Source organism: Kitasatospora sp. NBC_00374 (assembly GCF_041434935.1).
GTDB lineage: Bacteria > Actinomycetota > Actinomycetes > Streptomycetales > Streptomycetaceae > Kitasatospora.
In genome coordinates this window covers 1,177,798-1,197,344 of record NZ_CP107964.1, presented here as the reverse complement: position 1 = coordinate 1,197,344, position 19,547 = coordinate 1,177,798, and the positions used below count along the sequence as shown (strand labels likewise).

14 protein-coding genes and 4 pseudogenes are annotated in these 19,547 nt (G+C 70.8%); 8 read left to right on the top strand and 10 right to left on the bottom strand.

Annotation, left to right across the window (positions count from 1 at the left end; genetic code table 11):
- Positions 1–6: 6 nt before the first annotated feature.
- From OG871_RS05465 to OG871_RS05455, 3 genes and pseudogenes are all read right to left on the bottom strand, one after another.
- Positions 7–405, bottom strand: coding sequence for a hypothetical protein (locus tag OG871_RS05465; RefSeq protein ID WP_371494538.1), 399 nt, complete (start codon positions 403–405; stop codon positions 7–9).
- Entirely contained in the window at positions 402–1,256 is an 855-nt protein-coding gene (locus tag OG871_RS05460; protein WP_371493834.1) for an IS5 family transposase, read from the bottom strand. The genes OG871_RS05465 and OG871_RS05460 overlap by 4 nt, the downstream gene beginning before the upstream one ends.
- Before the next feature lie 890 nt (positions 1,257–2,146).
- A pseudogene (locus OG871_RS05455) lies at positions 2,147–2,576 on the bottom strand (transposase); the annotation flags it as partial.
- Positions 2,577–3,691: 1,115 nt separating this feature from the next.
- Here OG871_RS05455 and uppS point away from each other — a divergent pair.
- A complete protein-coding gene (gene uppS / locus OG871_RS05450; RefSeq protein WP_371494570.1) occupies positions 3,692–4,537 on the top strand; it encodes a polyprenyl diphosphate synthase in 846 nt (281 codons plus the stop codon).
- A 423-nt stretch (positions 4,538–4,960) separates the two neighbouring features.
- Here the strand turns inward: uppS and OG871_RS05445 are convergent, their stop codons facing one another.
- Positions 4,961–5,125, bottom strand: coding sequence for a hypothetical protein (locus tag OG871_RS05445; protein WP_371494568.1), 165 nt, complete (start codon positions 5,123–5,125; stop codon positions 4,961–4,963).
- Between the two features lie 714 nt (positions 5,126–5,839).
- Here OG871_RS05445 and OG871_RS05440 point away from each other — a divergent pair.
- A complete protein-coding gene (locus OG871_RS05440; protein WP_371494566.1) occupies positions 5,840–6,370 on the top strand; it encodes a cytochrome P450 in 531 nt (176 codons plus the stop codon).
- Positions 6,367–7,443: a polyprenyl synthetase family protein gene (locus OG871_RS05435; RefSeq protein WP_371494564.1), complete on the top strand. Its 1,077-nt coding sequence runs from the start codon at positions 6,367–6,369 to the stop codon at positions 7,441–7,443. The genes OG871_RS05440 and OG871_RS05435 overlap by 4 nt, the downstream gene beginning before the upstream one ends.
- Positions 7,444–8,727: 1,284 nt before the next feature.
- On the opposite strand, the pseudogene OG871_RS05430 reads toward OG871_RS05435, so the two are convergent.
- From OG871_RS05430 to OG871_RS05410, 5 genes and pseudogenes are all read right to left on the bottom strand, one after another.
- Positions 8,728–8,970 (bottom strand): annotated as a pseudogene (locus tag OG871_RS05430) (transposase family protein); the annotation flags it as partial.
- A 412-nt stretch (positions 8,971–9,382) separates the two neighbouring features.
- Positions 9,383–10,438 (bottom strand): DUF3048 domain-containing protein, encoded by a 1,056-nt coding sequence (locus OG871_RS05425; protein ID WP_371494562.1) that lies wholly within the window; start codon positions 10,436–10,438, stop codon positions 9,383–9,385.
- A 136-nt stretch (positions 10,439–10,574) separates the two neighbouring features.
- Positions 10,575–10,973 (bottom strand): hypothetical protein, encoded by a 399-nt coding sequence (locus OG871_RS05420; RefSeq protein ID WP_371494560.1) that lies wholly within the window; start codon positions 10,971–10,973, stop codon positions 10,575–10,577.
- A gap of 42 nt (positions 10,974–11,015) precedes the next feature.
- Positions 11,016–11,546: a nucleoside-triphosphatase gene (locus OG871_RS05415; protein ID WP_371503218.1), complete on the bottom strand. Its 531-nt coding sequence runs from the start codon at positions 11,544–11,546 to the stop codon at positions 11,016–11,018.
- Positions 11,547–11,726: 180 nt separating this feature from the next.
- A pseudogene (locus OG871_RS05410) lies at positions 11,727–11,876 on the bottom strand (PAS domain-containing protein); the annotation flags it as partial.
- Between the two features lie 312 nt (positions 11,877–12,188).
- Between OG871_RS05410 and OG871_RS05405 the strand changes: the two are divergent.
- Positions 12,189–12,316 (top strand): annotated as a pseudogene (locus OG871_RS05405) (WYL domain-containing protein); the annotation flags it as partial.
- A 395-nt stretch (positions 12,317–12,711) separates the two neighbouring features.
- Here the strand turns inward: OG871_RS05405 and OG871_RS05400 are convergent.
- Complete coding sequence (locus tag OG871_RS05400; RefSeq protein ID WP_371494558.1) at positions 12,712–13,446, bottom strand: DUF899 domain-containing protein; 735 nt, start codon at positions 13,444–13,446, stop codon at positions 12,712–12,714.
- 937 nt (positions 13,447–14,383) lie between these two features.
- On the opposite strand from OG871_RS05400, the gene OG871_RS05395 reads away from it, so the two are divergent.
- The 4 genes from OG871_RS05395 (at position 14,384) to OG871_RS05380 (ending at position 19,467) form a co-directional block, all read left to right on the top strand.
- Positions 14,384–15,586 (top strand): hypothetical protein, encoded by a 1,203-nt coding sequence (locus OG871_RS05395; protein ID WP_371494557.1) that lies wholly within the window; start codon positions 14,384–14,386, stop codon positions 15,584–15,586.
- Positions 15,587–15,738: 152 nt separating this feature from the next.
- Entirely contained in the window at positions 15,739–16,875 is a 1,137-nt protein-coding gene (locus tag OG871_RS05390; RefSeq protein ID WP_371494555.1) for a tyrosine-type recombinase/integrase, read from the top strand.
- On the top strand, positions 16,865–19,024 hold the full coding sequence (locus OG871_RS05385; RefSeq protein ID WP_371494553.1) for a tyrosine-type recombinase/integrase: 2,160 nt from the start codon (positions 16,865–16,867) through the stop codon (positions 19,022–19,024). Before OG871_RS05390 ends, OG871_RS05385 begins: the two co-directional genes overlap by 11 nt.
- Positions 19,021–19,467: a DUF6262 family protein gene (locus OG871_RS05380; protein ID WP_371494551.1), complete on the top strand. Its 447-nt coding sequence runs from the start codon at positions 19,021–19,023 to the stop codon at positions 19,465–19,467. Before OG871_RS05385 ends, OG871_RS05380 begins: the two co-directional genes overlap by 4 nt.
- Positions 19,468–19,547 lie beyond the last annotated feature (80 nt).

The following is a 19,547-nucleotide window of genomic DNA, read 5'->3' as shown; positions in this document are numbered from 1 at the left end:
TGGACGTTAAGTCCGTTTCTGGTAGCGGCCGCGTCCGGGTTGGGTGAGGAAGCCTTGGCGAGTGAGGCGTCCGAGGCGGCTGCGGGTGATGTTGACGGACGCCTCGTCGGTGGGCATGCCGAGGAGTTCGTGCAGCTCGCGTGCCCGGAATGCGTGGGCGGGGTGCTGGTTGAAGGCGTTCACGATGGCCTGGTAGGTGGTGTTCGTCTCGGGCGGTTCGGATTCGGTTCCTGCCGGCGTGACCTCCATGATGATCTTTCGGGTGGTGGCCAGGTCCGTGAGCCGCGCTTCGGTCTGGGTCAGATCGGCGGCGAGCTCTTCGATCCGGGCGCGTAGTTCTGCGGCCCGGGCGGTGGCCTCGTCCTGCCGGCTCTGGAGGTCTGCCAGGAGTTCGGCGACGTTCACGCCGCCAGTCCGAGGGTGTCGCGCCAGGCCGGGGCCGGTGTGGTGAGGCGGCGGGTCATGTTCGCGGTGGAGGCCCAGTAGACGCGTGAGGCGGAGTTGTCGGGCCGGTGGTCGTACTCGCGGGCGAGGCGCCGATGCAGCATCAAGGTGCCGTTCGTCTGCTCCACCACCCACCGTTTCGGCTGCGGGACGAAACCCTTGCCCTGGTCGGCCGGGTTGCGGCGGACGACCTCGACGTCGATATCCAGCAAAGCGCCGTGGATGACGACCTCGTCCTTGAAGCCCTGGTCCACCAGAGCCTTCTCCAGACGCATCCCGCACCGCTCGGCGACCTGGTCGAGCAGGGCGGTGCCGGCGGCGTTGTCGTGGGCGGAGGCGGCCAGGACGACAACGCCGATGATCAGCCCCAGGACGTCCACGGCCAGTCCCCGCTTGCGCCCCGACACCTTCTTGTTCGCGTCCAGCCCCGTCGTGGTCTTCGGGACGCCGGCGGCCGCCCGGACGGACTGGGTGTCGATGATCACGAGGGACGGGTCCTCTAATCGGCGGGCTCGCTCCCTCACCTGGCAGCGCAGGAGTTCCTGGATCCGCTGGTCGAGCCCGTCCTGGCGCCACAGGCCGAAGTAGTAGAACACCGCCGACCAGGACGGCAGGTCATGGGGCAGGTAGCGCCACTGACAGCCCGTCCGGTTCTGGTAGAAGATCGCGTTCACGATCTCCCGCAGATCGCAGGACCCCGGATCCCCGGTAGCCGACCGCGCCACCCGGTCCTGCTTCCAGGCCGTGATCATCGGCTCGATCAACGCCCACTGCTCGTCCGATAAGTCGCTCGGATACGCCCGTCTGTCCATGCGCCGCAGAACATCACCCGAACCCCGGCTGGCACGCCAGTACGGTCGACGTTCACACGAACGAGCGATCACGAACCGAAAGAAAAGGGACTTAACGTCCACTCAGGCTTGGTCATGTGCTGATCCCTCCCTTCGGGAGTGCGGTGCCGTTCGTGGGAGTGGTGCAGTGCCAGTGCTGTCAGGAACATGAGCAGTTGTCAAGTGCTGTGGATCGATGATGTGTGATCAGACTGCGGTGGCGTCCCCCCGGTGGGTTCGATCACGGCGCCGTTTGAACATCGCGCCGGAGCGGACCGGCGCGGCCAGACGGGCCCCGCCGATGCCCGCCAGCGGTTCCGGGTGGACTCGACCGGCTTGAACACCGATCGTCAGCTCGACCACGTCGACTCCGCTACGCAGAGGCGGACGCCGAAGGCGTCGTACGGGTGGTACCGCGACCTGGTCGCCGCCCACCGGGCTTCCCGTCCGCGGTAGTCGGCCTCCAGCCGCTGCGGGACGTACGGCCTCTTGGCAACGACCCAGAGGCCAGCCGGACGGCGCGGCCCGCCGCAGCTGCGCCGCTGTGACCGCGTCCGCCCTGAACTCAGGCGGGTAGTGCTTCATCACCATCGGCGCAGGACTCCCGTCCACCCGGCCCCATCAAGGCCCAAGTGTCTCCGGTGTCCAACATCCCGGGTAGGACCCGTGAGGATTCGCCGGTTCTTCAGGTCTCCGCTCTGTCAGCGTCGGACCTCGGTGTTCGTCAGTACGAGGAGCGCCTGCAGCAGCATGGTCGCGCGCTTGCGGCTGACCAGCCGGTCTGCCTCCTCTGCCTCAGGGGCCTCGGCGGCCTCCCGGGACTATCAGGATTCCGGCCCTGGCTCGTAATCGGTGGTAGCGCTGTGTTGTGATCACTGGAGGAGAATGCGGTGGCGGAGCAGGGGGAACCCGGCTCGGCCGTGCATCTGCCTCATGATCCGCTTGGTTCGCGTGTTGACGCCCTCGGTGCGGCCGATGTGGTACGGGAGGGTGAGGCCGGCGTCGACGGCGGCGCGGTCGAGTTCGAGGCCGTTCGCGAAGGAGTGCAGGTGGGGCAGGTCGGCGGCGCGAACCGTGGTGATCCAGTCGGTAAGCTTGGCGTCGTTGCCTTCGGCTGGGGTCAGTAGCTGAGCGAACTCGCCGGTGAGACGGGAGAGTTCGGTCATCTCCGGGGGTGAGTTCCCGCAGTAGTGCGATGTCCTTGTCGCGCAGGTTCTCGGGGCGGGTGAGCAGGGGGCGGGCGAAGCGCTGCGGGTTGGTGACCGGCTTGTCGCCATCGGCACGACCCTGGGTGATGTAGCGGTCGGGAAAAACGCATGTCCGACCCAAATTGCCCTGGTCCGCCGAGGCTGGATCGGCCCGATGACGTTCTCGCCGCGTGGCGTCAGCCGGACCGGCTGTGGTGGGCAATCGTTGTCCTGACCTCCGTGATCCCAGACCGCGCCACTGCTTGAGTCGGTTGATGCGTCGCTCGACATGCCGTCATCGCCGCCGCCTCGGGTTGCACGGGTGGGGTCAGCACGTGGGGACGGAGCCCTCGGAGAACCCGGCGTTGCAGGTCTGGACGGTCTTGTTCCGGTCGTCGGCCGGCAGGTTGTCGTGCACGATCACCCGGTCGGTGGTGTCGTCGGTGGCGAGATCGGCAGGAAGCCGCCGTTGACCCGGATGCCCGCTCCCTTGCCTCGGTGTGCGTCGCGAAAGACTTCGGGCCGAAAATATCGCGCGCGGGCGAAATGCTTCGGTTGCTTCGTCGATCGCCGTTCTGCTGAGGTTGAGAGGTCCGAATATCCCGTGCGGGAACCGTGTTCGAGGGAACCCGCGCAACCTGATGAAAGGACACCAGAGTGACTTCTGCCGACGAGCGGCTCCCGGTACGCGTCCCGAGCAGGGGCGCCAGTACGGACGTTCCGTGCGTCTGCGGTCGGTACCGGCCGGTGTTGCCCTCGGCGACCAGTCGAACTGACGCTGGATTCGCGGGGGAGAAGCGCGGCGGCTGAGGGCAACGTAAACACCGGCAAGCCCGGTGGGGCCGGGCGCGAGGACTCCGGGCGGACTGCTCGAAGACGGTGCAGCCTGGTGGGAGGGTCAAGTCCCCCAACGTTCCTTCGGGAGGGTCCGGGCTGCCGGCTGTGCTCCGGCGGCGAGGTCGCGGTGCCCGGCTGGGACCGGGTGGCGCCGACCTCGCGTGAAGCCGCCGCCGCCAGGCTCAGGACAGAGTGACGACAAGCAGGTGGGACGGTCTGTCGCCACGGCATCACGGGTTCGAGGACCACACAGGAGAGAGCAGCTGTGCGAGTCCTGGACGCCGGCGATCCGTCAGGCAGCACCGGCGGTCCACCTGCCAGAACAAGGATGGGATCGCGGTCTGCATGAAATCCGAAGGCTCCCGGGGGACACACGGCGCGGAGGGGACCTCCATGGAGGTCAGCCGCTTCCTACGCAACCCGATCACCGTCGGCCGGAGGGGACAGGAGGCGGACGGAACGCCCGTGCCGCCCAGCCTTCCTCCCATCACCACGCCCGAGGAGTCGCGGCGGCGTCGCGAGCCGGAGGCACCCGCTCAGGTGCCCGAGCTGCGGCACCTGGCCCTCATCGTGGACGGCAATCGGACCTGGGCGAAGGCGCGCGGCCTGAGCACCATGGAAGGCCACCGGGCCGGCGGCAACAAGATCCTTGAGGTTCTCGACTGGTGTGAGGACTACGGCATCCGGACCGTGACATTCTGGGCGCTGTCGGTGGCGAACCTGGACCGGCCGGCCGCGCAGCTGGACCCGCTGCTGGCGGTCATCGAGGACGGGATGAACCATCTCGCGGACGCCGACCGCTGGTCCGTCAATCCGATCGGCGCGTTCGACCTGCTTCCCCCACGTACCGCGCGGGCCATGCGAGCGGTGAAGGAACGGTCGGCGCAGTCCGCGGGGATGCGCGTCAACGTGGCCGTGGGGTACGGCGGGCGGCAGGAACTCCTGGACGCTGTCCGCCGATCCGTGGCCGAGCTGGCGGCACGAGGTCTCGGGGCCGAGGAGATCGCCGGGGCGCTGGACGAGCAGGCCATAGCGCGGCACCTGTACACGAGCGGGCAGCCCGATCCGGATCTGGTGATCCGGACCTCGGGTGCGCAACGCCTGTCCGGTTTCATGCCCTGGCAGGGCTTCCAGAGCGAGCTGTACTTCTGCTCCGCTCTGTGGCCGGATCTGACGCGCGATGACTTCGATGCCGCGCTCGAGTCCTACCGGCTGCGTTCACGTACCCGCGGAGTCTGAACGGTCCGCGCCCGGCGTCCTGCCGACTCGCCGGACCTGTTCGGCCCGCAGGGTGAGGAGTGCGGGTCGGCCTGTCACCGGCGCATCGAGGCTCCGCCGGTACGGGATGGCCTTCTCGGGTCGTCCTGTACTGGCGGGGCCTTGCTGCGTTGTCGGTCTGCTGCCGGACGCCGAGGGGGAGTTGGTGTCCGGTGCTGCCCGGCGTCGACGTCGGACGGGGAGCCGGGTGTCCCTGCGTCCGGTCCACCTGGTGCGGGGGTGGGGGCTGCTGGTCGGGGGGGGGGGGGGGGGGGGGGCGTTGCGGCGTGGTGCAGGCCGTGCTGGTGGAGGCACCGCGGTCGCCGCCGGTGCTGCTCCGGCTGAGGGCGGGTCGGCCCGCGACACCCGGGCTTCGCCTCCGCCGCGGCCTTCGCGGCCCCCAGCTCAATCCGACTCGATGCGGATCGCCGTGAGCAGATCCTGCTGGTCGGCTTCCAGGCCAGGGCAGCCGGCCCGCTGCGCCACGACCCGGCGGCCGAGCTGCCCGCCCTCGAACACCGTCTCCTCGGGCAGCTGCGCCCAGTCGACGCGGCCGCCGGGGCCAGCCACCACTGCCTGGTGTCAGGGATCCTCCGGACTGGGTGGTGAGTCTAGGTCCGGCTCTGCGGTGTCGACCGGCTACAGGGGTGGCTACCGACAGATTTGGTCCAGGTTCGGAGTTTCGGTTGTCATGATGATCTTCCACTGTTTGCCTTGAAACGGCTTCGTCGGAGAACCCGGCGGAGCGTCAACAGACGGGAAGAAAGCATGAGTTCTCGTAGCGAGCAGCCCATCACCGAGCCCGCCCCGCCGGCCCGCTGCGCCCCGCGCTCGTAGCACGGGGCTCATGGCCGCGAGCGGCGCTCACGCCCTTCTCGGCAGCATGGCCGCCGCCACCGCGCAGAAAGCCGGAGAGGGTGCGGACGATCGGAACACCGGCGGAGTCTCGACCCTCGGCCAGGCTGGAAGGCACGTCACTGATCTTGGGCGCTCCACCCGATGGGGACTGTCGGGGCCGCGGCAAACCGGCCCCGCCGCTTCCGGACCGGAGCCCGCAGCGGCGACCCACCGTGCGGCGGTCGCCGGGTCGGCTGTGGGCGAACTGCTTGAACTGCAGGCGGCCGTCAACGTCGAGACGGTCGCACGCACGCTTGGATCGGCCGTAGCGACATCACGTGAAGGTGCCGCCACCGGCGGCCTCAGGACGTATCGACAACAGGAAGGTGGGACGGTATGCCGCCAGGACACTACGGATTCGAGGACCACACAGGAGAGCAACTGCGTGTGTCGGAAGTACCGGCGATCCGCCAGGCCGCCACTCGAAGACTTGCCGGCCGGAACAACATCGAGACCGCGGTCTGGGTGAACTCCGAGGGCTACCGGGGAACGCGCGGCGCACAGTGGAACTCCGTGACGGTCGGCCGTCTCCTCCGCAACCCGATCACCGCGGGCTTGAAGGCGCAGGAGGACGGCACGCTCGTGCCGACCGGTCACCCCTCCGTCATCGACCCGGACCGCTGGCTGCCCGAGCGGGCCAAGGACGTCCCGCGCGGAGCGATGGTCCCGTTCAGCGCGGGCAGCCGCACGTGCATCGGCGACGTCTTCGGCCGGGCCGAGACCACCCTCACGCTGGCCACGATCGCCGCCCATTGGAAGCTGCGGCCTGTGCCCGGCGCCGCGCCGCACACCGCCGTTTTGAAGGCCTCCCACGGCACAGGCCCGTATCCGATGGTGCCGACACCCCGACCGATACCCCGACCGGCACCGCAGCACCCGGCGGAGCCCGGCCGGCGGCGGGCGGGAAACGCGGCATGACCGAGCACCTGCACCGGACGGCCCTGACCCGGCCCACCGCACTCGAGTCCATGGAACGCTGCCGGGAACTGGTCGACCCGGCCCTGCGCAGGACCGTCTACGGGCTCCACCGCGACGTTCGCGACGTGGCCGCGTACGCGTTCGGCTGGTGCGACCTCGACGGGACACCGCGCGCGGCCGGCGGCGGGAAAGGCCTGCGACCCGCCCTCGCCCTGCTGACGGCCGAGGCCGTGGGAGGTCGGCCCGAGGCGGCCGTGGCCGGTGCCGTGGCCGTCGAACTCGTGCACGTGTTCTCTCTGTTGCACGACGACATCATGGACGGCGACGAGCAGCGAAGACACCGGGAAACCGCGTGGAAGGCGTTCGGGGTGGGGCGAGCGCTGCTGGCCGGAGACGCCCTGTTGGCCCTCGCGCTGGCGGCCCTGACCGAGAACGTCGGCCACCTGCCCCCGAACGCCGTCACCGCCGCGACCGCGCTGCTGGCGGACACCCTTGTCGAGCTGGTCAACGGACAGGCGGCCGACGCCGCCTTCGAACTGCGGCCGTGGACCGGACCCCGAGCAGTCACGGTCCACGAGTACACCAGCATGGCGGCGGGCAAGACCGGGGCCCTGCTGGGCTGCGCGGCGGGGCTCGGCGCCCTGCTGGCCGGCGCTACCGCGCCGACGGTGGCCGCCATGACCCGGATGGGCCGCGACCTCGGCACCGCCTTCCAGGCCGTGGACGACCTGCTGGGGATCTGGGGTGACCCCGGCGTGACGGGCAAGCCCGTCTTCAATGACCTGCGGCGGCGCAAGAAGACCCTCCCGCTGATCCACGCACTGTCCGCTGGCGCGCTCGGACAGGAGATCGCCGAGCTGTTGGACCGCCCCCTGGAGACCGCGGATGCCGAGTGGACCCTGCACCAGACCGCCGCCCTGATCCGGAAGGCCGACGGTGACACCCAGACCGCCGCTCAGGCCCGGCGCGACCTCGACCGCGCCGTGGCGGCGCTCGGCACCGTGACCACGCACCCCGGTGCCACCGCGGACCTCGTCGCGCTCGCCGAGTTCGTCGCCGACCGCCGCCACTGAGTTCCCCGCCCTCGGACGCCGGCGGGTACCCCGGCCGCCGAGGTGACCGAGGTGCCGCGCGAGGCCCGGGACCTGGCCGCCGTCGTCGAGCAGCCCACAGCGCCCGTTGCGGCTCCGGTCGCTCCGGTCGCTCCGGTCGCTCCGGTCGCTCCGGTCGCTCCGTTGCTGTGCTGCAGCGTCCGGCGGTCGAGGCCGGGCCGCGTGAGCTGCCCACCGTCCCCGAGGGTCCGGCGGGTGCGCGGTTCGAGGCCGTGACGACCGGCCTGGTCTCCACCCGGCCGCGGTTCGTCCAGCAGGCCCGCTCGACGGTGTTCCTGGACGCCGCGAGCGGCGATCTCGCGGTGCGCGACCAGGTCGTGCGGCTCACCTCGGGGCTCGCACGCCGGGGAGATCCTGGACGCGGTCCTCACCGCCGCCCCGGGCACGGAGCGGGTCTACATCACGGCCGGCGCCCCGTGGCACGACGGCGCCGAGCGCTACTCCACGCTCAAGGACGCCGTCGCGGCCTGGCTGAACACCCCGGCGACCCGGTGGACGACCGCCGTCGGTTCCGGCCGGGACAAGCTGGCAGGGCACTTCGTGCATCAGCGCCAGCCGGTCGGCCGCTACGCTCCGGCCGCCGCGCCGGACAGCGGCACCACGGAGATCCGGTGCGAAGGCCGGCCTGCTGCGGATCGCCGACCGGTACGCCGACGCCGGCGACGAGGGTGCCGTCGTCCGGGCCGGGGTCGTTCTCCAGGAGTGGCAGCGCATTCGCGGCCAGGCCGCCACCACCGGGCACGAGACCTACGATCAGGACCGGGACCTCGGTCTCCAGCGCGGGTGGTGCGCCCAGCGCCACCGCCAGGACGTCGCCGACCGCGCTGCCGAGGCCGCTCACCAGGCCCGGCAGACCACTGACATCGCGCACCGCCGCCTCGCCGGCCCCGCCGCTGACCCCCTCTACACCGCCCTGGCCCGCGCCGGGCTCCACACTCTCACCGACGACGACCACCAGGCCGTCCGCGACCTCACCCGTTACCTCGACCGGGCCGCGCTGCGGCAGGTGTCCGACTGGCTGGAGCGCACCCGCACTGCGGCCCTCGCGCTGCGTGGCGAGCAGGCTCCGCCCGCCCGGCCGACGGTGCGCCGCAGCTGGCTGTGACCGGCCCCTGCTACCGGCCGGGCGGCGGAGCCGACTCCCGCCCGCCGGTCCGGGGCGGGACCGGCAGGCTGCCGGGCAATGCTCAGGGTTGCTGCGGGGGGAGGCGCAGTTCGAATGCGGCGTACCGGTTGTGCGGGGGACGTCTGCCGTGGGCAGCCCAGGACCGAGCAGGCCAGCCGTCTCACTCTCACCCGGACCACCACACGACGGCCGTCCACCGGCACATCCGCCACCGTCCGCCAGTGATATCCGTGCACCTTCGCGGTCGGCACCCCGCACACCGGGCACAACACTGCGGCGTCCCGTGTCCGGGCCGTCACCCGGACCACCTCACCGCCATCCGCCACATCCTCGACGACCAGCGCCGACAACCCGGAAAACACCACATTCGCAAGAGAGTTGCCCCCATCCACGTGATCGCAGCCGAGGACGCAGCGTCACCACCGACTACGGAACAGAGCCCAGCGACTGGTGTATCTCGTGTTGTGTGAGTTACCGGCGGCCGACGGAGTGCCGGCCGCCGAAGGCGATGCCGAAGGCCTGGAGTGCGGGCTTCCATCGCATGGTCAAGCGTTTGCGCCTCTGATCAGTCGGGTCCAGGCTCATCACGGCTATGTAGAGGAACTTCAGCAGGTGGGCCCCGTGGACGCCGAGGGCGTCGGCCGCTTCGCCGTCCACGTCGACCCGAACGGCGCGGACTTGGTCCTGCTCACCCCGGTCGAGACCCCGCCCGCGGCCTGACCCTGGGCGCCGGCTGTCGCCGGGGCCGCCCGCGACCTGGCCCGACGGCCGGCGTCACGCGGGTTCGAGGACGACCCAGACCTGCCCGGGGTGGAACGCCATCCGCTGCCCCGCGTAGCTGAACTCCGTGCCGCCGGCGGCGCCGGGCCGCGACCAGCTGCCCCGGTACGCCATGCCGTCCCGCAGGAACACCGCCTCGCCGCTGCCGACCGTCGGCGCGAAGGGCAGGAGCTCACCGGAGGAGTCGACGAGCCTGCGGGGCGAGGTGGTCTCGGCGACCTTCTGCACCACGATCGTCGGCGCACCCATCTGCCCGGCGTCCGTCGTCATGGCCGGCCTGCCGTCCAGCGCCACCAGGTACCTCCCCTCCGCGGCGGACCAGGTGAAGGTGAACGAGGCCGCGGGCATCCGCGCGGTGAACGAGGCGGTCGGCACACCCCCGGTCGGCGCGTCGCCGAAGCGGAAGCCGACGTCGCGGGCCGGCGCCGCGTCCGGGAAGTGGCGCAGAATCCCGGACGGCACCACGTACTGGTTGAACGGCGGCACATTCCACTGCCCGCGGAAGAACGAATTGTCCTGCTGCGGCGAGCAGTTGAACACATCGGCCTGGGCGAGCACCGACAGGAACCGGGTCTGCGCCCCGGAGTAGGCGAAGTCCACGCGCCCGTACTGCTGCAGGATCGGCAGATCGCTCTCCCGGGCGCTGCGCACCGGGCCGATCCGGTCGCCGGCGGGAAGGTGGTTCGAGTCGTAGATCGCCAGGAACCGCGAGATGCCGCCCTCGACCTCGATCGCGTAGACCACGTCGGCCGCGTTCACGCCCGTCTGCGGCCGGGCAGCGGCCGCGTTGTCGACCTTGACGGCGATGATCCTGCCCGCCTCCCCCGGGAGCCCGGTGAGCGGCGACACGGCGCCCGTGCTGCCGGGACTGGCCGGGGTGGGCGGCGGGCCCGCGCCCGTACGAGCCGGCGAGCCCCCGTCGCCGATGGTGAGCACGACCGCCAACAGCGCCGCGAGCAGCACGGCGCCGCCGCCGACCGCGAGGGCGGCGATCCGCCGGGCGAGAGGCAGGGACCTCCACCAGCCCGGCTCACGCTCGAAGGTCTTCATCCGAGTTCACCTCCGCGCACCCGGCCATCAGAGACTCCGGCACTTACGAAGACGAGTCGGCCGGCCCGCACAGTTCCGCCCCCCCGCTGAAAACCCGGGCCTTCCCCCACGGCCGGCACAGGCCCAGGGGACGCGCTCAGGGCTGCCCGCCCGGTCCGCCGTCCCGCCGCCCGGTCGGTGGCAGCAGCCAGGACAGGACGAAGGCCGGCGCGGTGAGCACCCAGTGGACGGTCCAGGCGAGGATCCGGCACGACCCGTGGGCCAGTCGGCACCAGGCCCGCGCGGCACCGCCGGTGACCCGGTACCAGGCGATTCCGAACGGCAGGGCGATGAAGAACCACGACGGTGGCGCCAGCTCGCCGGGCCGCCGGGAGCCCTCTCGCGCCCACCGGCGGCACCGTTCGACGCCCCGGCGCGTCCACTCGGCGCACCGGCCGCAGCTCTCCGCCCAACGGGCGGAGGCGGCCAGGAGCCGGGCGCGCCAGTCGTCACGTCGTCGGACGACCGCGGCCCCGGCCCGGCTGCGGCGGGGCATCGCATCCACCTCCCGTGCTCGGCCGACCCGTGCGGCGGCTTCTCACCGCCTCTCCAACCGCGCCGTGAGGCGCTCCGGGAGGTCGTCCCGGTTCGCCCGGGTCAACCGGACGAGCTCGACGTCGGCGCGGCGCTTGAGGGCGTCGGTGAACGGGCCGTGCTGCGCGTGCACGGTGGCGACCACGTCGACGTCGGCCGCGAACAGGTCCCGGACCGCGTCCTGGAACGGGAGGTAGGCCAGTTCCATCCGCCCGAGCTCGTCGATGAGCACGAGCCGCCTCGTCGCCGGAGCGGACTGGCTCCACACCAGAGACGGTAGCGCCAGGCGTTCCATCACCCCAAGGTCCACGCCGTACCGCCCGACCTGCGGCGGCCCCGGGAGGTCGATATGGGCGAGCACGGCCCGCCGGCCCGCCAGCGTCTCGAGCGCGAAACCGACCCGGGTGCCGCCCTCACGGATCTCCTGCGTGGTGAAGCCGACCGCCTCCCGGGTGCGCAGCAGCGCCGCCAGCCTGCGGATCGCGGTCGTCTTCCCGGCGCCGGGGCGTGCCTCCAGCAGAATCCTCGTCGGCATCGCGTGCTCCCCAGCAAGGACGGGGGTGCGGGCCGCCGAGTGCGGGCGGTCCTGGAACCAGGCTCCCACCGCCGAGCGTGGCCGAGCCACCGGACCGGCTGAGCGACCGGACCGGCCGTGCCACCCGGTCGTCCCGGCGGAACCGGGACCGGTGGCCCGTGGGGCGACCGCGTTCAGCACCGCATCCCGATCGGCGGAGTGGACCAGGAACTCGGCGGCCGCGCGACCGAGCGCCTCGCGCGGCCGGTAGCCGAGCAGGGCCTCGGCTCGCTCGCTCCAGTCGACGACCCTGCCACGGTCGTCCAGGACCGCCCATGCCGAACGGCCCACTGCGAAGGGATCTTCAGGGGCCTCGCCGAACGCGGGCACCGGTGCGTCCGTACTGCCAGTATCACCGAGGGCGGATCACCCCACTTGCCGAGGTCGGCAGCGGCGACCGGACCTGCTGCTCTGGGTGAGCGTGTCACGACGTGAAGCGCTGCCTGAGGATGCGCGCCGGGGCCGCTGCAGGGCGACGTGTGGGGCTTCCAGTGCTGGGAGTGGGAGGCCGATAGGTCTGACGATGACGCGACGGACGGTAGCCAGGCACGGACCTGAGCACCGCGGTTCACAGCCATGCGGAACTCCGCTTCGACTACGCCGCTGCTGGCCTGGGACCTCGGCCGCGAGAACTGGCGGACCTTCCGCGTCGACCGTATACGGCCGTGCACACCCACCGGCCCCGCTTCGCCCCGCGCGAACTCCCCGGAGCCGACGGGTCCGCCTTCATCCTGAGTCCTACGGCTCGCTGCGGGCCCACCAGCGTGGCCTGGAAAGGGTAGTTGGCCATCGGAGTAGGAACTGATCCGTGTCAGGTGCGATGCCGATCGGCTGCCTTGTGATGGAGCATGTTCGAAGGGGGCGGGCCGTCGCGAGGGGCGAAGGCAGAGTGTTCGAGGGGTGCAGAGGTCATCGCCAGCGGTTGGTCCGCCCCGACCGGGCGTGCATGTGGTCCTGACACGGTGCAACATTTCCGCTCGAACGAGCGGGGTGAGGTGGTGTCACACGGGCGTGGTGGAGCGGGCGGCTGGGAGGTCGACAGCGGCGTCGGTGAGCATCGTCCTGGCGGTCGGTCAGCCCGTGGCGGCCGCCATGACGACCTACGTCGCCCAGGTCGGTCGAATCCTCAGGTTTTCCCGTACTCGTCGTGGCGGCGCAGCCAGTGGGTCTCCTCGCCCTCCTCGTGCCGGCCCATCGGCGTCCGGTCGAGGAGGCCGTAGTAGGCCATGGCAGGCTCAAGGCCGCGCGCGGTGGTGACGTACGTCCGGTAGACGGTCCCGTTCGAGAGCGCGTAGGCGCTCAGCCCGGGCCCCTCGGTGACGTACCCGGGCACGTCCGTGCCGCAGGCCTCCGCCATCTGACGCACCGTCGGCGGGATGTCACTCTCGAGGAACGGCCGTAGCTCCTCCTCGGTGTACTGGAAGCCGAGGTCGCGGTGGAAGTCGCTGCCGGCGGTGGAGACCCAGTCGAAGCTCCAGCCCATCCGCTCCCGGTAGGCGAGGAGCTTGTCGATCGGTGCCCGCGAGGAGCAGATCAGCGTCACGTCGCGGGCTTTCAGGTGGACCGCGTTGGGGTTGAGGGTGTCCGCGATCGAGGAGCAGACCGGGCATCCGGCCTCGTACGGCGGGCCGAACATGAAGTGGTAGACAAGCAGCTGCGAGCGCCCGCCGAAGAGGTCCGCGAGCGACTTGGTGCCGCCCTCGGTCTCGAAACCGTAGTCCTTCGCGACCGGCACCCAGGGAAGCTCCCGCCGCTTCCGCGCGAGCTCGTCGCTTCGTCGGGTGAGTTTCTTCTCCTCCGCGAGCAGTTCCTCTCGGGCCGTCTCGAACTCCTCCTGCGTGCCGATCCTGTGCTCGGGCATGGCCTTTCCCTCCTGTATGGGAGCAGAACACCGCATCGCGGCGTGCGGTCACCCGCAGTGGCAGTCGGAAGTGCCTGCCACCGGCTGCCCGTCCGGCCATACATCCACCGTACGCGCGCGGCGGCGGGCCCTCGAGGCCAAGCCAAATCGCCTGTTCGGCGCCGTGATCACACGGCGGGATGGAGGCTGCGCAGCCAGGTGATCGATCCGCGTAGGTGAAGCCCCGCCATGTGCTGTCGGGTCTCTTGTCTAGGCGCGTGGCCGGGCCCTGCCAGTGCCCGGGTTCTGCTGATGCAGCGCTCCACCGTCTCGCCCCCCAGGTACCGCTCGGCGTCGTAGCACACCGACCGCCCGCCGGCGCTGCCGCGCTTCGTGCGGTTCGCGGTCGGGTCGGCCTCTTGCACGGCTGCGGACGCCGCCGCCCCCGGGCCGGTATGCGGCCGGCAGCGCCTCGGCGCCGCGCTTCCGCCCCAGGGGTGAGTCGTAGATCTCGGCTGCGGAGCCGGTCCCACCCTTGCGGCTTTCGCTCGCCGCCACCCCGGACGGCCGGCTGCCCGGGGTGGACCGGCCCGTCGGAGTGGTGGCAGCTGCCCGGGTAGCCCCGGCCTCGCATCCCGGATCTGTCCGGCGTCCTGTGCGCTGACGTCCCTGATCCTCCTCGGCTTCGACGGCGCTACGGGCCTCGTGACCCACAGGGGCGCAGGGGACGGAGTAGTTGGGCGGCCCGGGTGTCCTGACGGTCGCCAGAAAGCACCCGCCTGCCTCGTCAGATCGGATATTTGTTCGTGGCGGTGGGGCTCTGGGATCAGGCTGACCACGCGACTCGGTGTGTATTGGTCATCGCACGGTGTGTAATCAGCCACATTGCCGTTCTCCCCCTCCGACTCTGGCTGGTGCCCCCATCCTGGAACGTTCGTCACCAACCGAGGGGAGAACGGTGAGCGTTCCACGGCGACATGCGGGAGATCCCGATGTCATCGGCCAGACTGCTGCGCTGGTCGGGTTCCTGCGCGAGGTCGTACAGAGCAGTCATCAGCGGCTTCGGGATACCCGCTCCTGGAGCCCGTTCTGGCTGGCCGACCTGCCGGCGAGGGTGCCCCGGCCGTCCGACGAGGACGACCGGCCGCTGCTGATCCTGGACCATGTTCCGCAAGCGGCAGCGCCGGAAGTTCCGCCGGTACTCGAAGGATGGATCGACGAACGGCTCTGCCAGGACGCGGATGCCGCGGATCCACCTCTGGCGGAGGAGGGCCCGTACCGGACCTGGGTGCCGGGAGCTGACGACGGCGATCGCTGGCAGGACGGTGAAGCGACTGTTACACGGGAGGATGCCGAGGAGGTCCTGCGAGCCTACGGGCCGTGGCTCGCGCGCTGGCGCCTCTGGGCCGAACGCGAGCGGGCGGAGCGGTCGCAGCGGGAGCTCTACGAGAAGGTCTACCACTGGCATCAGCAGTTGGCGCAGCAGGACGACCAGTACGAACTCGTCCTCGGGGTGGGCCTCCTGACCTGGAGCGAACCGAACGGCGGAGTGATTCACCGGCACGTGCTCTCGCGGCGGGTGGAGACCCAGGTGGATCGGCGGACCGCGCGGATCACCGTACGCCTTACGGGCAACGGTGCGGCCCGCCTGGAGGATCGGGACTTTCTCGACACGGACGACGGATGGGTGCCGGAGCGCTCCGCGGCGTTTGATGAGGAGCTCTCCGCGAGGCCCCTCCACCTGTTGAGCGAGGAGGCGCTGGAGTGTCTTACGCAGTGGCAGGACCTGGTGCTGCCCCGGCCGGTGGCGTTCAGTACCAACTGGAGGCCTCCGGCGGGGCCGGAGGTGGGCGCCAGGCTGACGTTCGCGCCGGCTCTCCTGATGCGGCCCAGGGACCGCAACGCGGTGCTGGGCTTCTACGACCGCATCGCCGAGAGCGTGGTGTCGGAGCGCCAGGCGCCGCTCGGACTGGCACAGTTGGTGATGTCACTGGATTCCGAGGACAGGGCGAGCTGGGGCGGGAGGCAGGCCCCCGCCCTCTTCGGTGAGGAACCGCTCTTCCCCGGCAAGACCAACGCCCAGCAGCGCTCCGTCCTTCAGCGGCTGCAGCGCGATACCGGCGTGGTGGTGCAGGGCCCGCCGGTTATCAACGGGGCTTGAGCCCCTCTCTTCTATGTCTGCGACGAGCGTCACCGTGAGCGTTCTGCGTCGTTGAAGCATCGCTATCAATGGGAGTTCTTCAACGAGACGGAACGGCATCAGTGGCGCATTGCTTGGCGGTCCAGCCCTCGGGCGGGCAGCGGACGTGGACCGTGATCGACGAGAAGTACCGGACGGTCGCTCCGGTCGAGGAGTGGCTGGAGGCCCACCGGCTGTTGTGGTCGCCGAACACGGTCCGGGGCTATGCGACCTCGCTGGCCCAGTGGTGGACGTTCCTCGAACAGCGCGGCGAGACCGTGAAGTGGCGTGATCTCGGGGTCCCGGCGGTTGCCGGGTTCCTGTCCTGGCTGCGCAACGGCCGCACCGTCGAGCACGCCCTGGTCGAGCTGGAGGAAGCGCCCTCGCCGGAGACGTTGGAAGCCCGGCTGGCCGCACTGATCTCCTTCTACCGCTGGCAGGAGGCGCTCTTCGCAGTGCCGGTCGCGGGCCGGCTGATGCGCGGGACCCCACGCCGGGCCCCGGCCCGCGGCCTGCTCGCGCACCTGGACGCCCGCAGCACGCCGGGCCCGTCCTCGCTGGTCCGCGTCCGCCGCCACCGGCACCGCGGACGGCCGCCCCTGCTCCTGCCCACTGAGATCCAGGCGATCCTCGACGGCTGCGCGAGGCCGGACATGTCCAGCGGCGAGTGGGCCGGGAACCTGCGCGACCGGCTGCTGTTCGCGCTGCTGGCGGAGACCGGGATGCGGCTGGGCGAGGCCCTGGGCCTGCGGATCAGTGACTTCGTCATGGGCCGCGGCGGCACTCCTTATGTCGAGATCGTCCCGCGCGAGGGCAATCCGAACGGGGCGAGGGTGAAGATGATGCGCCCCCGCCGGGTCTATGTGGGCGCCGACCTGGAGCGGCTCTTCGCCGACTACCTGACCCATCTCGCCTGCCGAGCTGCCGAGTTGGGCCTGCCGATCGGCACCGACTCGCCGCTGCTGGTCAACCTGACCCGACCGCCTCTGCTGGCCGCGATGCGGGAAGGAACGGTGCGGGACAAGACCGCCGCCCTGCGCAAGAAGGGCATCGGCCCATCCGCCTGGACGCCGCACTGGTTTCGGCACAGCCACGCGACCGCACTGCTGCTGGCCGGGACACCGGAGTGGGTGGTCTCCCGCCGCCTCGGACACGCACACGTGCAGACCACGCTCGACCTCTACGGCTGGGTCCGAGAGGACGAGGCCCTGCGAGCCGCGGCGAACTGGAAGTCGTACATCTCCGCCTGGCAGGTGACCGATGGCCGGTGACCAGCGCCGCCTGCACGCCATCGGCGGCGAGGACCCGATCTGGCGACTGTGGTCGCAGCTGCCAGAGCCCTGGAAGGGACCGGTCATCGGGGACGGCATCGAGGACTGGGACAGGATCACCGAGAACGGCGACCGCAGGATCGACCTGAGGGGCCTGCCCGACCCGATCCCCGCCGAACTGGCATGGATGTCCCACTGGCAAGCCCTCGACGGCACCCGGTCCTCGGTGCTGGGCACCAACCAGCTCGCGAACATCCTGCGGCGGGCGATCCGGCAGGGCCACCCCTTCCCACCCTCGATCCGCGCGATGGACGGGGAGACGGCCGTCGCCCTGCAGCGGTGGTTCTATGCCACCCGCTGGGGCCGACTGCCTCCGCACGGCAGCGTCGCCCGGCTGCGGGTGATCTTCCGTTTCTCCCGCCTGGCCCTGCTCGCCCGCTGCTCTGACGGTCCCTGGTGGGCTCTGGACGAGTGGCACCCCAGATGCGATCCGCGGATCCCGCTGTCAGAACACGAACCGCAGGCCCACTACGGCTGTTCACCATCCAAGATCGGCCTCCCCTGGCTGCGGGAGGCCGCGAAGTGGTCGCTCGGCACCCAGCTGGAGGCCGGCGTCCTGCGCTGGTCGACGGTGAGCCAGGAACGCATGCGCTGCCTGGTCCGCCTCGACCGATGGCTGACCGAGACCTCCGCCGATCCACTGGATGTCCTGGCCGATCCCGCACTCGCCGTCCAGCAGGCCGCCGCCTTCCGGCGCTGGGACGCCGAACCGGCCAACCGGCTGACCCGCCGGTCCGAACAGCGGTTCGCCACGCGCCCGGTCTCCGTCCGCCAGGTCAACGACGATCTGCGGGCCGTCGCCGAACTGTTCGCGTTCGTGGCCGCCAACCCCGTCGAGGCCCACCAGATCCTCGGGCCGCACCCCTGGTCCAAGGTCACCGACGCGCACGCGGCCGGCTGGTTCCGTCAGGTCGCCCGCGTCCCGGGCCGACGAGAACTCAACGACGAGCACTACGTCGACGACCACGCGCTCGCGCAGATCCCCGCCGCGCTGCCCCTGCTCGGTCTTGGCCGCGACGAGCAGATGACCATCACCCGCGGTGACGGACAACAGGTCAGTGCTCGGGGCTTCGACGACCCGCAGGCCATGCGCATGATCCTGCTGCAGATCCTCACCGGCCGACGGGCCAGCGAGATCCGCACCTGCCTGTTCGACTGCCTCTCCGCCGTCCCCGACAAGACCATCGACGCGACCGAGGGCGAGGCGATCGCCCGTTTCCACTACGCCCAGAGCAAGATCGATATCGCGCCGGACAACATCCTCGTCGACCGCGAGGTCGTCGCGGTCATCGAGGAACAGCAACAGTGGATCCGCGAGCGGTTCCCCGGCATCACTCCGCGCCACCTGTTCATGCAGCGGACCGGGAACCGGCAGGGCGACAAGCCCTATCCGTCGGGCACCTACGCCTGGATGCTCCGCGAGTTCAGCAGCATCGTGAAGATCACCGACAGCAAGGGCAAGCCCGTCGGCCTGAGCCACACCCACCGCTTCCGCCACACCAAGCTGACCCGGCTCGCCGAACTCGGCCTGCCCGTCCACGTGTTGATGCGCTATGCCGGGCACGCCACTCCGTCAATGTCGATGCACTACATCGCCGCCCGCCAGGAGCACGCCGAACAGGCGTTCCTGGCCACAGCCAAGCTGCGGGCCGACGGCACGCGCGTGCTCTTCTCCCGCGAGGACCACGACAGCCTGCACCTGTTCGAACGCGCCGACCGCTTCCTGCCCCACGGCTGGTGCCTGCTGCCGCCCCTGCAGACCTGCGACAAGGGAAACGCCTGCCTGACCTGCTCTGTCTTCGTGACCGACGCCTCCCACCAGCCAGCCCTGGAACGACAGCTGACCGAGACCGAGTCGCTGATCGACCGCGCCACCACCGCCTTCCAGGAACGTCACGGCCGTTCGATGCCCGAGGAGAACGTCTGGCTCCTCCAGCGCCGGGCCGAGCACGCCGCCCTGGCCCGGCTTCTGGAGACCATCCGCGACAAGCCCGGCCGCGCGGTCCAGGGCGCTGGCTGCGGCACCGCCCCCACCGGCCCGGTTTCCCTCACGCTCGACCTCGACCGCCACCAAAGGACCCGGCCATGACCGACGCCCGCACCAAGCGCACCCAGACACTGGCCGCCGCCGCGAAAGCGAAGTCGCAGGCCAAGACGAAGGCCGCCGAGCAGGCCATTCGCACCCTGATCAAGCGCCAAGAGCCGATCACCTTCCAGGCCGTCCAGCGCGAGGCCGGTGTCTCCCACGCGTTCCTCTACAGCCACCCCGACCTGCGCGGACGCATCGAACGCCTGCGAGCCCAGGCCCGTCCGATCCCGACACCAGCCACCCCGGAAGCCGCGGAGAGCACCCTCGTCCTCGCGCTGACCAGCCAGATCACACACCTGAAGAAGCAGCACCGCCAGGAAGTCCAAGCCCTACGAGACGCGCTGCAACAGGCCCACGGCGAGAACCTCGACCTCCGACGCGAACTCGCCCGCCGCGGCGGATCCATCGCCTCTCCGCAGTCGAGTGTTATCGGTCCCTGCTGACCACGTCACAGCAATCGAAGGAACATGCTGAACAGCGGCAATGCACTCAGCTCAAGATCAAACCGACGATAACCGACGGC

Bases quoted from the DNA above. Each gene is read 5' to 3' on its own strand.
- OG871_RS05460 (WP_371493834.1), bottom strand. From the start codon at position 1,256: ATGGACAGACGGGCGTATCCGAGCGACTTATCGGACGAGCAGTGGGCG.
- uppS (WP_371494570.1), top strand. From the start codon at position 3,692: ATGGAGGTCAGCCGCTTCCTACGCAACCCGATCACCGTCGGCCGGAGG.
- OG871_RS05435 (WP_371494564.1), top strand. From the start codon at position 6,367: ATGACCGAGCACCTGCACCGGACGGCCCTGACCCGGCCCACCGCACTC.
- OG871_RS05425 (WP_371494562.1), bottom strand. From the start codon at position 10,438: ATGAAGACCTTCGAGCGTGAGCCGGGCTGGTGGAGGTCCCTGCCTCTC.
- OG871_RS05420 (WP_371494560.1), bottom strand. From the start codon at position 10,973: ATGCCCCGCCGCAGCCGGGCCGGGGCCGCGGTCGTCCGACGACGTGAC.
- OG871_RS05415 (WP_371503218.1), bottom strand. From the start codon at position 11,546: ATGCCGACGAGGATTCTGCTGGAGGCACGCCCCGGCGCCGGGAAGACG.
- OG871_RS05400 (WP_371494558.1), bottom strand. From the start codon at position 13,446: ATGCCCGAGCACAGGATCGGCACGCAGGAGGAGTTCGAGACGGCCCGA.
- OG871_RS05385 (WP_371494553.1), top strand. From the start codon at position 16,865: ATGGCCGGTGACCAGCGCCGCCTGCACGCCATCGGCGGCGAGGACCCG.
- OG871_RS05380 (WP_371494551.1), top strand. From the start codon at position 19,021: ATGACCGACGCCCGCACCAAGCGCACCCAGACACTGGCCGCCGCCGCG.